This window comes from Nocardia acidivorans NBRC 108247 (assembly GCF_001625085.1).
GTDB classification, from domain to species: domain Bacteria; phylum Actinomycetota; class Actinomycetes; order Mycobacteriales; family Mycobacteriaceae; genus Nocardia; species Nocardia acidivorans.
Window position 1 is genome coordinate 152012 of sequence record NZ_BDAW01000015.1, and the last position, 14140, is coordinate 166151.

Here is a 14140-nt window from a genome sequence, read left to right on the forward strand (position 1 = left end):
CGCCTCCTCGATTGGTTGCCGGGTGTTCAGCAACGCACTGGCTAGCACCCTAGCCGGATTTCGCGGAGGCGACGGCCCTACTTGTTCAGTGAGTCGCCCTCTTCGGCGCGCTGCTTGGCGAGCAGATCGCGAATCTCGGTGAGCAACTCCAGCTCGGTCGGATCGGCCTTGACCGCGGTCGGCTTGATCAGCCGGGCCTTGAGGTGATTCATCGGCACGATCAGGACGAAGTACAGCACCGCCGCGACGGTGACGAAGTTGATGCAGGCGCTGACGATCGGACCCAGGGCCACGAAGGTGGAGGGCTTACCGGCGAGAATCTGGAATCCCAGACCGAATTCGCTGTTACCGCCCGCGGTGGCGAGCAGCGGCTCGATCAAGCCCTTGGTCACCGAGGTGACGATGGCGGTGAAGGCCGTGCCCATCACGACCGCGACCGCGAGATCGAGAACGTTGCCCCTCATCAGGAACTCTCTGAAACCCTTGAGCATGATGCAGCGATATCCAATCCGAGATGAATTCGTAATCTTTTAGCATCGCAGTGTAGGGCCAGGGTGCGGCGTGTTTTGAACACGGCACACCGCACTTGACAGTGCTCACACCGGCGGCCGCGGTGTCGGCCGGAGCACTCCGAGTCGGTGGTGCGGCCCAGCGCTCAGCCGCGGCCCTCGGCCTGGAAGGTGCGCACCAGCGCCCAGCACATGGCCAGCATGACCACGCTGAACGGCAGAGCGATCAGGATGGCGACGGTCTGCAGCGTGGTCAGGGCGGCGGTGCCGGTACCGCTGGCCACCAGCAGCGCGATGGCGACCGCGCCCTGCATGCAGGTCCAGAAGGCGCGACTCCATTTGGGCGGCTCCGGATTTCCGCCGGAGGAGAGCATATTCACCACCAGCGCACCGGAATCGGCGGAGGTGATGAAGAACAGCACGATCACCAGGATCGCCAGGCCCGCGGTAATGCTGCCGCCGGGGAGGGTGTCCAGCATGGCGAACAGCGCGCTATCGCGATCCGGCCCCTCCGGCCCGACCAGGTCACCGCCGCCGAACATTTGGCGATGCATCGCCGCCCCGCCGAACACCGCGAACCAGACGAAGGTCAGCAGGGTCGGCACCAGCAGCACACCGGCGACGAATTCGCGGACCGTGCGACCGCGCGAAATCCTGGCGATGAAGACGCCGACGAACGGGGCCCAGGAAATCCACCAGCCCCAGTAGAACACCGTCCACTGCTGCGTCCACGCGGTACCGGTCGGGCCCTCGGTCGCACCGGTGTAGAGGCTGATCTTGGGCAGCTGCTGAAGATAGGAGCCGATGTTCTGGATCAGGTCATTGACGATGAACAGCGTCGGCCCGGCCACCAGCACATACAGCAGCAGCACCCCGGCCACCCCCATATTCGCCTGGGACAGCAGTTTGATGCCCTTGTCGACCCCGGTCACCACCGAGATGGTCGCCAGCGCGGTGACCACGATGATGAGCACCACCTGCAAGCCCTTGCCCGGTTCATGCAGCCAGCCTTGGAAATTCAGCCCGGCCGAGATCTGCAGAATGCCCAGGCCCAGCGAAGTGGCCACACCGAAGACCGTGCCGATCACCGCCACGATATCGATGACATCCCCGCGCCAGCCCCGAATGCGCTCGCCCATCAGCGATTCCAGTGACCAGCGGATCGACACCGGCCGCCCCTTGCGGTGGATCGAGTACGCGATGGCCAGCCCCACCACCACGTAGATCGCCCACGGGTGGATTCCCCAGTGCAGGAAGGTCTGCACCATGGCGGCGTCGGCGCGCTGCGCGTCGGTGCTGCCGACCCCGGGGCGCGGATCGTCGTAGTGGAAGAGCGGTTCGGCCACACCCCAGAACACCAGGCCGATCCCCATACCTGCCGCGAACAGCATGGAAAGCCAAGCGCCCATGGAGTATTCGGCCTTCTCACCGTCCTCGCCGAGATTGATGTCGCCGAAGCGGCCCAGTCCCAGCCAGACGGCGAAGACCACGAACAGCGTCACGATGACGATGTAGTACCAGCCGAAGGTACCGATCACATTGTCCTGCAAGGCTGTCGCCTGCCGGGCGGCCAGATCGCGAAACACGATGGCGTAGAGGGTGAATGCGGTCACCACGATCGCCGCGGGCCAGAACACCCGGGGCGCGATCGCCACGCGGTGGTGAATCGGTGCGGGATCGGCGGAGGCTTTGCTCGGTGCGCTCACGGGAGATGTCCTCTGTACGGTCTGGCCGGCGGTCCGAACTCCGTTGCGACGCAACCCCGATGCCGAGCGCGGCGGCTCGGCATCGGGGTTGCGGGTACTACTTTCCGACCTTGTTCTTGACGGCTTCGACGATCTCATTGACCGCCGCCATCACATCCTGGGCGGCGTGTTCGAGATTGGCTCGCACCTGTTCCAGCGTGCCCTGCATGTCATCGGTGTTGAGCTTGTCGGCGAATGCCTTCGCCATATCGGCGAGGTCGGCGGCGGCGCTGCTGGCGCGGTCCGCGAGCTCCGCGGCCGCACCGCTCGCCCGTTCGGCGAGCTGTCCGGCGGCCGCCTGTGCCTTGTCGGCGAATTCTCCGGCGCCACCGGCGATATCGGCGGCGGCTTTCTCGGCGCTGTCGCCGATATTGTCATTTGTCGGCATGATCGGCTGCCCTACTTCGAGCCGCCGAGTCGTTCCTTCATTTTGTCGACGAATCCGCCGACCTTCTCCTTGACGTCGTCGGTCGCGTGCTTGAGGCGGTCTTCCATGTGTTCCGCCATACCCTCGGCCTTGTCCGTGGCGTCCTCGGCAGCGGCCTTGGCATTATCGGTCGCGTCATCGACATTGTCACTGAAAGAAGACATCGAAACCTCCTCGCGCGTGGTCACGCCCGGGGTCGGGCGCGCATCCGGGACACTCCGACGAGCAGTTCTGACAAATGCAGCGATCTTTCAGCAACCGATCATAGTGCTATTTCATCCGATCGGGCCGAGTACCCGCTCGATATAGGCGTTGGTGAATCGGCCCTGCGGGTCGAAACGCTTACGCACCTCGGCGAACTTCTCCCATTCCGGGTACCGCTCGCTCAGCGTCTCCGCGCTCAGAAAATGCCGCTTACCCCAGTGTGGACGGCCGTTGTAGCGATCGAACACCCGCTCACAGGCGCGGAAGTACGGCTCGTACTCCATCCCCCTGTACTGGTGCACCGCGATATAGCAGGTGTCGCGGCCGCCGGCGGGGGACAGGAACGCGTCATCGGGCGCGACCCAGCGCACTTCGATCGGCATGGCCGTATTGAAGTGCTTTGCCACATCCTTGATCTCGCGAATGGCATCGGCGGAATGCGCGCGCGGAATCGCGTACTCCATCTCGGTGAAGCGGAAAAGGCGCGGGCTGGCGAAAACGCGATAGGACCGCTCGACCTGTCGGCGATAACTGCCCGCGTAGGCGGCGGCGCGCTGCACATACGGAATCAGGCTGGGCCGGGCGCGGGTGAGTTTGCAGAGCGCGTCGAAGGCGTAGTTGGTGACCAGGATGTCGGAGAACCAGTCCATGGCCTTGCCGCGCGGCTGCTCGGGTAGCTCGACGGTGTTGTTGGCCTTGGTCATGGCCAGCGGTGAGTGCGCGAACATATAGAACTCGAAATGCTCATTGCCGTCGACGAATGTATCCAGGTCGGCGAGTACGTCTTCCACCGGCACCGGTCGCTCGACGCCCTCGAGCACGAACGACGGCACCATCTGCAGGGTGACCGCGGTGACCACGCCGAGCGCGCCCACATTCACCCGCGCCGCGCGCCAGCCGTCCGGATCGGTCTGCTCATTGAGCTCGACTCGGCTGCCGTCGGCCAGCATGAGCTCCACCGATTGCAGTGCGGCCGAGAGGTTTTGCAGGGTGGCCCCGGTGCCGTGGGTGCCGGTGGCGGTCGCGCCCGCGATCGACTGCACATCGATATCGCCGAGATTGGGGAAGGCCAGGCCGAGCGGGTGCAGCGTGTTGCTGGCGGCATTGAGGGTGATGCCCGCCTCCGCGCGCACCAGGCCCCGTTCGCGGTCCACCGAGAGGATCTTGTCGAGCTTGTTCAAGCGCACCAGCGTGCCGTCGGTGAGCACGGTCTCGGTGAAGGAGTGACCCGATCCGGCGACGCGCACCGTATGCCCGGCGGACTCGGCGCTCGCGAGTACCGCGGCCAATTCCTCGGGCGTGTTCGGGGCGGCGATAACCGCCGGAGTGCAGCTCTGATCTCCGGCCCAGTTCGCCCAAGAATTGGTCATGCGACCAACTTTAAACCGCGAGTGTGGGACGCGCTACCGTTTCCGGCTGTTGCACATGGCCTCTTTGGCCATGTCCACCTCGTCATCGGTGAGCGGAGGCTGGCCGGAGATGATGCGCGGGACGCCGTCGCCGCGCACGCCGTTCAGCACCAGCGCCATATACCGTTGCCACACTTCGGTATTGACCGGCCGGGCGAAGCCCGCGACGGCGTCGACCATATTCACCATGGCGAAGAAGTCGCCCGCCTCGATATCGGGCTGCAGCGCGCCGGACTCCTTGGCGCGGCGGATCACCGCCTGCATACCCGGGCGCACCCGTTCCTTCATGCAGGTGAAGCGGTCCATACTGTCGTGCATCTCCAGCACGACTTCGCCGAAGCCGCGGTTGAGTGCCATATGCCGGCAGGAGTAGTCGAACAAATCCACCAGGCCCTGCCAGGGATCCGGATGGTGCAGTGCCAGCTCCACCGCCGCGGCCAGTTCGGTGACCATGGCGTCGAAGACCTCGAGAATGAGCTCTTGTTTATTGGCGAACCGGCGGTAGACGGTTCCCACGCCGACGCCGGCGCGTTCGGCCACGTCATCGAGGGTGACCTCGAGGCCGCGATCGGCGAAGAGTTCGCGCGCGGCGGCAATAATGCGCTGCTGATTGCGCGCCGCATCGGCCCGCAGGCGACGCGGTGGGGGTGCGGTGGTGACGTGATTCACAGCCCAATCCTAACAGGGTCCGGGATTATCCGGAGGGGATAGCTCCGTTTAGATGGTAGCTTGGATCAGTAAACGGAGATGGCTTCTCCGGTAATCCTAGGGGACGAGGAAACCGCCAATGACGACAGCTCTCGAGAAAGAGAAGGCAGTAGCCGCGCCGACGACCGCAGACGGTCGCCGCGGCTCCCATGCCATGCGCTGGTGGGTGCTCGCCGTACTCGGCGTGGCCCAGCTGATGGTCGTGCTCGATGCGACCGTCGTGAATATCGCACTGCCCGAAGCCCAGCTCGACCTCGGCTTCTCCAATGGTGACCGGCAATGGGTGGTCACCGGATACGCACTCGCGTTCGGCAGCCTGCTGCTGCTCGGCGGACGGCTCTCGGACCTGTTCGGTCGCCGCACCACCTTCATCATCGGCCTGATCGGCTTCGCGGCCGCCTCCGCGGTCGGCGGCGCCGCCCCCAGCTTCGAGATCCTGGTCGGCGCTCGCGTGGCCCAAGGCGTCTTCGGCGCACTGCTCGCGCCCGCCGCACTGTCGCTGCTCACGGTGACCTTCACCGAACCCAAGGAACGCGCCAAGGCGTTCGGCATCTTCGGCGCCGTCGCCGGTGCCGGCGGCGCGCTGGGCCTGCTGCTCGGCGGCGCGCTCACCGAATGGGCGTCGTGGCGCTGGGTCATGTACGTGAACCTGGTCTTCGCGGCCATCGCACTGGTCGGCGCGATCCTGCTGCTGGCCAAGCACACCGCCACCGTCCGGCCCAAGCTGGATATCCCGGGCACGGTCGCGGTCACCGCCGCGCTGTTCTCCATCGTCTACGGCTTCTCCAAGGCCGAGAGCGACGGCTGGACCAACTCGGCCACCCTGAGCTTCCTGATCGGCGGCGTGGTGCTGCTGGGCGTGTTCTTCGCGCTGGAACGGCGGGTCAGAAATCCGCTGCTGCCGCTGCGCGTGATCCTGGACCGCACCCGCGGCGCGTCCTATATGACGGTCTTCGCCATCGGTATCGGCATGTTCGCCATGTTCCTGTTCCTGACCTACTACATGCAGCAGTCGCTGGGATACTCGCCGATCATCACCGGCGTGGCCTTCCTGCCGATGGTGGCGGGCATGGTCGCCTCCTCGACCACGGTGCCGTCGCTGCTGGTGCCCAAGGTCGGTCCGAAGGTGACGGTCGTGGCCGGATTCCTGCTCGCCGCACTGGGTATGGCGCTGCTGACCCGGATCGGCGTGGACACCGCGTACGCCAGCCACATCCTGCCCAGCCTCATCCTGATGGGCATTGGCCTCGGTACCGCCATGTCGACCGCGTTCATCGGCGCGACCTCCGGGGTCGAGCATGAGGACGCCGGCGTGGCCTCGGCCATGGTGAACACCAGCCAGCAGGTCGGTGGTTCCATCGGCACCGCGTTGCTGAGCACGCTCGCCGCCACCGCGTTCGGAAACTATGTCTCCGACCATGTTTCGGGTCCCGTGCCGTCACCGGCCGTGCTCGCCGAGGCCGCGGTGCAGAGCTACACCACCACCTTCTGGTGGGCCGCCGCGATCTTCGTGGTCGGCGCGGTGATCACCGGCATCATCATGCCGAACAATGTCCCGGTGCCGTCGGAGGGCGAACCCGTTCTGGCGCACTGAGATTCGCTACCGCGAATCGGGAAGAAGCGGCCCCGCTCACAACGACGTGAGCGGGGCCGCTTCCCGTGGTCGGGCGGGCTGCGCCCGGCGGGGTCCAGCCGCGATGATCCATGCGGGGGCCGGCCCACCCGCCCTCCACGCCACAGCCCCGCTCACGTCGGTGAGCGGGGCTGCTGTCATCTCTTACCCGGGGTGAAATCCCTAGTGGCAGTTGGACGGTGCCGGACGTCCGGCGAAACGGTCCGCGAGATAGCCGTAGGCGTTGATCGCGCCGGGCAGGATGGCCGTACCGTGATCCGCGCCCGGAATGATGTCGAATAGCACCGGGGTTCCGGCGGCGCAGTAGCGACCGGCGGTCGCCATCGCCAGATCCAGGGGCACCTGATCACTGCCGCCGTGCCATTCGTAGACCGGGACGCGGGGAACGCCGGGGAAGATCTCCAGGGCGTTGGCGTGGAAGGCCGCGATGAGCGCCGGATCGTTCTCCATACCGCGATGGAAGACCTCGCTGATGGTGTGACCGGCTCCGGCCGAAATAATGTCGTCCACACAGGAATTCGCGATGCGGTCGCGCAGTGCGAAGCCCGCGGGGGTCAATGCGCGGTCGAGCGGGAGTTCGCCGGGATATTCGCGCTCCATCCCGATGGCCACCGCGAAACCCAGCCCGAAGAGCGGATGCGGGACGTCGCCGACCTGGATGGCGATCTTGCCCGGATTCACCGGCACCCCGCCCTGCGCGATGCCGACGATGTTCAGTTCGGGCGCGTAGTCCGCGGCCAGCGCTCCCGCGAAGCCCGTCGCCATCGCCCCGCCGGAGTATCCGACCAGCCCGACCGGGGAATTCCCCAGTCCCGCGGGGGCGAATCGTTCGACGGCGCGAATACCGTCGAGGGTGATCTGGCCGCCCATGCGCGCTGCCCCGTACGCACTGTCCGGGCCCAGGTGGTCGGGGACCGCGACCGCCCAGCCCCTGGCTAGCAGCAGGTTCAGCGCCGCGGACTCCTTGAGCCCGCCGTCGAACAGCGCGTGCGACGGAGCGCATTGCAGCCCAAGGGAATTCACGAAGGGCTGATAGGAGACAAGCGGTTTCGGACCCGGCCCGCCGGGCATGATGAGCGTGGTCATCGCGGCGATGGGGCCGCCCCTTGAATCGGTCGAGTGGAAGAGCAACTGCCAGACCGTGGATCCGGGCCACGGGGAAGGCATCATGCGCGAGCGCAGAATGTCCCCGGGCGCGGAGTCACCGAGATTTCCTGGGGCGTAGTAGAACCCGTCGGGGTCGGCGATGGGATACACCGCCCCCGCATGTGCCGCCGGCGCTCCCGCCATGACGGCGATCACCACTGCGGCGAGACCGCAGCTCCGGACCAGCATGCTTCTGATCAACTGCCGCACCGCCAACTTGGCTCTCCTCGAGGCCGATGGGACAACACCGGGCAAGCCGCACTATCCTCGCAGTTCCCGGGTCCTGTTAAGGCTCAGCAACACGCCGGAGGGCAATGATTTAGCAAACTGGACAGGAGGGTGGTGGCAGGCACCGTCGCGCGGCGAAAGTTCGTAGACTTGCTCGAATGGGCCGGACACCTTCCGCGCCCTGCGAACTCGGGGGAGCGAAGTGGCGGCATGGCGACGATTGGGGGCAGGCGATGAGTGAGGTGCGGGCGGCCCGGCAACCATGGGATCGCGCGGTGCCGCATCGATTCGCTAGTGTCGTTCCTCTGGGCACACTCGTGCTGACCACATTCAGTAGGTTCGGCGGGACTGCGGTTCGATGGACTGAGGAGGACGCTTACAGCTATGCGGTGGCGAACGTCGTGACGGTGTCCCCGTGATCCTGATGACCAGCCGGGCACAGGCGATACGGAAGGGAGGTGCGAGCATGGCGCACGACCGAGCCGGGCGACCGGCGCGCGCCACGGACCTCGAGGACATCGCGCACCTGGTGACGGCCTACTACAGCCGGATTCCCGATCCCGCGGATCCGGCGCAGTTGGTGTCCTTCGGCACCTCGGGGCATCGCGGCTCGAGTCTGGACAATGCCTTCAACGAATCGCACATTCTGGCCATCACCCAGGCCATCGTGGAGTATCGCGCCACCCGCGGCATTACCGGACCGATCTATCTGGCGCGCGATACGCACGCTTTGTCCGAGCCCGCGTGGACCACCGCGCTCGAGGTGCTCGCCGCCAATGATGTGACGGCCATTATCGATTCGCGGGACAGATACACCCCCACGCCGGCGCTGAGCCATGCGGTGCTGCGGCACAATCGCGGCGGGACGCGGCATCAGGCCGACGGCATCGTGGTGACGCCCTCGCACAATCCGCCGCGTGACGGCGGCTTCAAATACAATCCGCCGCACGGTGGTCCGGCCGATACGGTCGCCACCGACGCGATCGCCGCGCGCGCCAATGAGCTGCTGCGCGGTGGGCTCGCCGAGGTGCGGCGCACCAGTCTGGCGAATGCGCTGGCGAACAAGGTCGAACGCTACGACTATCTCGACCGGTATATCGGTGACCTACCCAATGTGCTGAACCTGGACGCCATTCGCGGCGCGGGGATTCGGCTGGGCGCGGACCCGATGGGCGGCGCGAGCGTGGACTACTGGGAGGAGATCGGGCAGCGCTACGACCTCGAACTCGAGGTGGTGAATCCGTTCGTCGATCCGACCTGGCGCTTCATGACCCTGGACAGTGACGGCAAGATCCGGATGGATCCGTCGTCGCGGTACGCCATGGCCTCACTGGTCGCGATTCGCGACGATTACGACATCTCCACCGGGAACGACGCCGATGCCGATCGGCACGGCATCGTGACCCCAGATGCGGGCCTGATGAATCCGAATCACTACCTGGCGGTGGCGATCGAATACCTGATCGCGAATCGGATGGGCTGGGACGCGCTCACCAAGATCGGCAAGACGGTGGTGACCTCGTCCATGATCGATCGCGTGGTCGGCGTGCTCGGTCGCGACGTGTACGAGGTGCCGGTCGGCTTCAAATGGTTCGTGCCCGGATTGTTCAGCGGCAGTCTGGCTTTCGGCGGTGAGGAGAGCGCGGGCGCATCCTTCCTGCGCATGGACGGCACCGTCTGGACCACCGACAAGGACGGTATTCTGCTCGCCCTGCTGGCCGCGGAGATCACCGCCGTCACCGGGCAGAGTCCGTCCACCCGCTACACCGAATTGGAGAAGCGGTACGGCAGTCCGGCCTACAACCGGGTCGACGCCAATGCCACCGCGGAACAGAAAGCCAAGCTGGCGGCGTTGACGCCGGACATGATCACCGCGAAAGAGATCGCCGGCGAGGCGATCACCGGCATTCAGACCAGGGCACGCGGCAATGGCGCGGCGCTGGGCGGAGTGAAGGTCACCACCGAGAACGCCTGGTTCGCCGCACGGCCGTCGGGCACCGAGGACAAGTACAAGATCTACGCGGAATCGTTCGAGGGCCCCGAGCATCTGGCACAGGTGCAGGCGGCCGCGGAGGAGATGGTGGGACGGGCTCTGGCTGGTGAGTAGATCCAAGGCTCTGCCGGTCGAGATCTGGGTGCTGGTGGGGGCCGCGTTCACCATCGCCATCGGATTCGGTTTGGTCGCACCCGCGCTACCGCAGTTCGCCCGGAGTTTCGGGGTGGGCGTGGCGGCGGCCTCGTTCATCGTGAGCGCGTTCGCGTTGATGCGGTTGATCTTCGCGCCGCTCGGCGGGCGCATGGTGCAGCAGCTCGGCGAACGGCCCGTATATCTGACCGGTTTGATCATCGTCGCCATCTCCACGGGTGCGTGCGCCTTCGCCCAGAGTTATTGGCAGTTGCTGATATTGCGGTCGCTCGGCGGTATCGGGTCGACGATGTTCACGGTGTCGTCACTGGCGCTGGTGATTCGGATCTCGCCGCCGCTCGAGCGCGGACGGGTGTCCGGGGTGTATTCGACCAGCTTCCTGATCGGATCCATCAGCGGGCCGCTGGTGGGTGGGGCGCTGTCCTTCCTGGGGTTGCGCGCGCCCTTCGTCATCTACTGCGTCGCGCTGCTCATCGCGAGTCTGATCGTGTATGTGGCGCTGCGGGATTCACCGCTGGCGGTGCCGGAGGCGGCCAATGGGACCGCGGTCATGAGCTTCCGGAAGGGGCTGGCGCGGCCCGCGTACCGGGCGGCGCTGTGGGCCAATTTCGGTAATGGCGCCGCGGTGTTCGGGGTGCGGATGGCGCTGGTGCCGCTGATCGTGGTCGAGGTACTGCACAAGGACGCGGGCCTGGCCGGTGTGGCGCTGACGGTCTTCGCGGCGGGTAATGCCGCGGTGCTGTTCCTGTCCGGGCGCTGGTCGGATCGGCTGGGGCGCAAGCCGTTCCTGATCGCCGGGACACTGATCTGCGCGGTGGGGACGACCGGGCTGGGATTGGCCCCCACCTTCCCGTGGCTGCTGGTGGCCTCGTGTATCGCGGGCATCGGTTCGGGAATGTTCTCGCCCGCGTTGCAGGCGGCGGTCGCCGATGTGATCGGGCCGGGAGTGCGCGGCGGGCCGGTGCTGGCCGGATATCAGATGTCCGCGGATCTGGGGACCTTTCTGGGACCGTATCTGATCGGCATGCTCGCCGATCAGGTCTCCTACGGTGTGGCGCTCGGTGTCACCGGTGTCATTCTGGCCTCCGCGTCGGCGGTGTGGCTGGTGGTTCCGGAAACCTTGCGGCGCAAGGAACCCGCTGTGGTGGCCGGGGCCTGAGCGATCGGTCGCGGTCCGGTCGTGGGGTCGCCTGGCCCTTCCCGCCGGGGGTGGTGCAGAGTGTTGCGGGTGAGCGCACCGTCTTCGAAACACACCCCGCGGCCGGTATCGAGCAAGACCACCTACGCATTGGCGGCGGTGGCCGTGGTGGTGGTCGCGTTGATCATCTTCGCCGTCTCCCAGTGGAGTAGGGGCGGCAGCGATTCGATCCGCAACGACGGCTACGGGCCATCGCATGATCCGGGCGTCTCGGTGGCCATGGACTCCGATGGCGCGATCGTCCTGGGCAAGCCCGATGTCGCCAGAACCATTGACGTCTATGAAGACCCGCTCTGCCCCGCCTGCGGGCAGTTGGAGAAGCTGTACGGCCAGGAGATCGCCCAGCAGGTCGACGAGGGCAAACTCGCCGTCCGGTATCGGCTCGTCAATTTCCTGGACTCCAAGTCCGGCTCCAAGGACTACTCCACCCGCGCCATCGCGGCCAACGAATGCGTGGCCCAGGCCGGCGACGGACCCGTCTACGCCAAATTCCACTCGCTGCTCTTCACCACGAAGCAGCCCGCCGAGGGCGGCTCCGACCACAACAATCAGGACCTCGCCGCCATCGCCAAGGAGTCCGGGGCTGCGGGCGACACCCTGAAATGCATTACCACCGGCGACCGGCTCGATTCGGCCCGCAATCACGCCGAATCCGCCATGACGGCCCTCACCGCCAACTCCGGCAACCGCGTAGCCACCCCCTCGGTCTTCCTGAACGGCGGCAAAATCGACGTCAACAAGGACGACTGGGTCCAGTCCGCCGCCAAATAACCCACGTGCATGTACTCACGCAGGGGCCTCTCGTCGTTTACCCGCGCGATTACATGCACATCCCTGAACCGAGTCGTAGATCGCGCCCGCCCGCGCGGGCATAGACACGGGCAGTGCCCATTCTCGACATCGGTGATCCCGTAGTTGCTGCGGAGCATCGTCCCGATCGAGGCCGCCACGGCCGCGGAATCGAGCCGGGTTTCGTGCGGGGCCAGGCTTGGGTGTCCCCGGGCGGCTGAGCTGGCGGGTGGCTCGTGGTCGGATTGTGTGGGGGTGGCTCGTCGGATTGTGCGCGGGTGGCTCGTCGGATTGTGCGCGGGTGGCTCGTCGGATTGTGCGGGGATGGCTCGTCGGATTGTGCGCGGGTGGCTCGTCGGACTGCGGGCAGGTGGCTCGTGGTCGGACTGCGCGGGTCGGGTCGCAGTCGGACTGTGCGGGGCGGCGACCGATGGTGCGACGGTCGAGCCATGTCCGGGACGTTCTCGAGTGTCGCGTGGGTGCTGCCGGGACGCTGCGGGCTTTGCGCATGCGGCTGTGCATCCGGCATCGCGGCCGCCGGTGGAAGACCAGGGCGAGGGTGAAGTTTTGCCGGTCATGGTGGTGGCGGCGGGGTCGACGACGCTGGGTACCGGCGGCAGCATGACGGGTATAAGGTGCGGGCCCACATTCGGGCCCGAACGCCCACAGGGCGCTGCCCGGTCTGGCCGACACCCCGTACTGGTGGCGGTGGGTGCTTGTGCGTCGCTTGCCCTCTGGATGGGGTGGGGTGCGGCCGCTCGGGGGTGATTGCGGGCCGCACCCCCGGTGGGAGTCGCGCGCCAGCCGCGGCTCCGTGGTTGTGGGTGCGAGGAATTGGTGGGGCGCGGCCCATCGAGCGACCAGGAGAGCCGCGCCCCGGGCAGGGAACCGAGCTGGCAGCACGGTCCCGTGGCTAGGGGCGGGCGGGTAGGAGGCTCGAGGGCTCTGCCGCATGCGCACGAGGGGATAGTCGGTGGTGAGATGTGTTGCGGTGCTGAGGGTTACGGGTTCTGCTTCGTCGGCGGGAAGGTTCGGCGGGTGGCCGAACCCGGCGGGCGGTCGCGCTCACCGCGGTGCGGGGCGGGCCGGGATGGTGGGGATGTCGTTCTCGGGGGTGGTGCGGGCTAGCTGGGGATGCAGTAGGACGTGGGTGTCGACCGGGTAGGCGATATCGGCCGTGAAGGGCCGCAGCGGAATCGGTAGCTCCAGCGGCTCCTCCGGGATCCGGTGCAGATGCCGGGTGAGGCGGGTCGGTGCGTCGATATCGGTGTCGGGGAAGAGATATCGAGCCCCTTCGCGAACGGTTTCATGGGGTTCACCGGTGGGATCGATCCACCGCATGCGATCGGTATCGGCCAGGTACACCCGCCACGGCTGCTTACCGCTGTCGGCGAGCGCCTTGAGCCGGTGATGGTGCGAGCACAACACCGCTCGCGGACCCGCACTGTGCTGCGGCGCACGCCGCGACCGCAGCGGATCGAACTGCGCCACCAGCGTTTCCGCCGCGGGCATGGTGCACCCCGGAAACCGGCAGAGCCCATCGAACGCCCGTACCTCCCGCGGCGGAGCCGACGAAAACAAATGCGGCACATCCCGTTTTCCCACCTGCCGCCGCCCCGACCCAGCCGGATGCGCCCCCGCCACCTCCACCCCCGCTGCCTCCCGCGCCACCTCAGGCGAGGTCGGATCAGCCTCTCCGGCCCCGGTGCGGGCCGCTGGAATCACGATCGGTGCTGCCATCACCGGACGGTCAAGCCCAATCCTCGGCGCCGCCGCTTGGAGCGCCTCGGGTGAGGTCGGATCAGCCTCTCGCGCCGCCGCCTGGAGCGCCTCGGGTGAGGTCGGATCAGCCTCTCGCGCCGCCGCCTGGAGCGCCTCCGGCGAACCCGAATCGGCCAGCCGCGCCGCCGCCCGCAACGCCTCCGGCGAACCCGGAGCAGCCAGCTCAGCAGCAGCTCGCATTGCCGCTGCTATCGCCGGGTGCATCCGATGCGGGCT

12 protein-coding genes are annotated in these 14140 nt (G+C 66.8%); 4 read left to right on the forward strand and 8 right to left on the reverse strand.

Features of this window, described 5'->3' with window-relative positions:
• Positions 1–77 precede the first annotated feature (77 nt).
• The 6 genes from mscL to NA10_RS10175 all read right to left on the reverse strand — a co-directional run bounded on the left by mscL (position 78) and on the right by NA10_RS10175 (position 4963).
• Positions 78–491 carry a large conductance mechanosensitive channel protein MscL gene (gene mscL / locus NA10_RS10150; RefSeq protein WP_067566491.1) on the reverse strand — a complete coding sequence of 138 codons (414 nt, stop codon included), beginning with the start codon at positions 489–491 and terminating at the stop codon, positions 78–80.
• A 164-nt stretch (positions 492–655) separates the two neighbouring features.
• A complete protein-coding gene (locus NA10_RS10155; protein WP_067566492.1) occupies positions 656–2215 on the reverse strand; it encodes a BCCT family transporter in 1560 nt (519 codons plus the stop codon).
• A gap of 97 nt (positions 2216–2312) precedes the next feature.
• Positions 2313–2642 (reverse strand): hypothetical protein, encoded by a 330-nt coding sequence (locus NA10_RS10160; RefSeq protein WP_067566494.1) that lies wholly within the window; start codon positions 2640–2642, stop codon positions 2313–2315.
• 11 nt (positions 2643–2653) lie between these two features.
• Complete coding sequence (locus NA10_RS10165) at positions 2654–2845, reverse strand: hypothetical protein (protein ID WP_157556339.1); 192 nt, start codon at positions 2843–2845, stop codon at positions 2654–2656.
• A 111-nt stretch (positions 2846–2956) separates the two neighbouring features.
• Positions 2957–4255 carry a D-arabinono-1,4-lactone oxidase gene (locus tag NA10_RS10170; protein WP_067566500.1) on the reverse strand — a complete coding sequence of 433 codons (1299 nt, stop codon included), beginning with the start codon at positions 4253–4255 and terminating at the stop codon, positions 2957–2959.
• Positions 4256–4288: 33 nt separating this feature from the next.
• Entirely contained in the window at positions 4289–4963 is a 675-nt protein-coding gene (locus NA10_RS10175) for a TetR/AcrR family transcriptional regulator (RefSeq protein ID WP_067566503.1), read from the reverse strand.
• Positions 4964–5081: 118 nt separating this feature from the next.
• On the opposite strand from NA10_RS10175, the gene NA10_RS10180 reads away from it, so the two are divergent.
• The gene (locus NA10_RS10180) at positions 5082–6596 is read left to right on the forward strand and encodes an MFS transporter (protein WP_067566505.1); all 1515 of its coding nucleotides are present in this window, start codon (positions 5082–5084) and stop codon (positions 6594–6596) included.
• Between the two features lie 201 nt (positions 6597–6797).
• Here the strand turns inward: NA10_RS10180 and NA10_RS10185 are convergent, their stop codons facing one another.
• Complete coding sequence (locus tag NA10_RS10185) at positions 6798–7970, reverse strand: lipase family protein (protein WP_084514485.1); 1173 nt, start codon at positions 7968–7970, stop codon at positions 6798–6800.
• Positions 7971–8475: 505 nt separating this feature from the next.
• Here NA10_RS10185 and pgm point away from each other — a divergent pair.
• The 3 genes from pgm to NA10_RS10200 all read left to right on the forward strand — a co-directional run bounded on the left by pgm (position 8476) and on the right by NA10_RS10200 (position 12124).
• Positions 8476–10116, forward strand: coding sequence for a phosphoglucomutase (alpha-D-glucose-1,6-bisphosphate-dependent) (gene pgm / locus NA10_RS10190; RefSeq protein ID WP_067566507.1), 1641 nt, complete (start codon positions 8476–8478; stop codon positions 10114–10116).
• A complete protein-coding gene (locus NA10_RS10195) occupies positions 10106–11314 on the forward strand; it encodes an MFS transporter (protein ID WP_067566509.1) in 1209 nt (402 codons plus the stop codon). The genes pgm and NA10_RS10195 overlap by 11 nt, the downstream gene beginning before the upstream one ends.
• Before the next feature lie 69 nt (positions 11315–11383).
• On the forward strand, positions 11384–12124 hold the full coding sequence (locus NA10_RS10200) for a DsbA family protein (protein ID WP_067566592.1): 741 nt from the start codon (positions 11384–11386) through the stop codon (positions 12122–12124).
• A 1083-nt stretch (positions 12125–13207) separates the two neighbouring features.
• Here the strand turns inward: NA10_RS10200 and NA10_RS10205 are convergent.
• Entirely contained in the window at positions 13208–13654 is a 447-nt protein-coding gene (locus NA10_RS10205) for a hypothetical protein (protein ID WP_067566512.1), read from the reverse strand.
• Positions 13655–14140 lie beyond the last annotated feature (486 nt).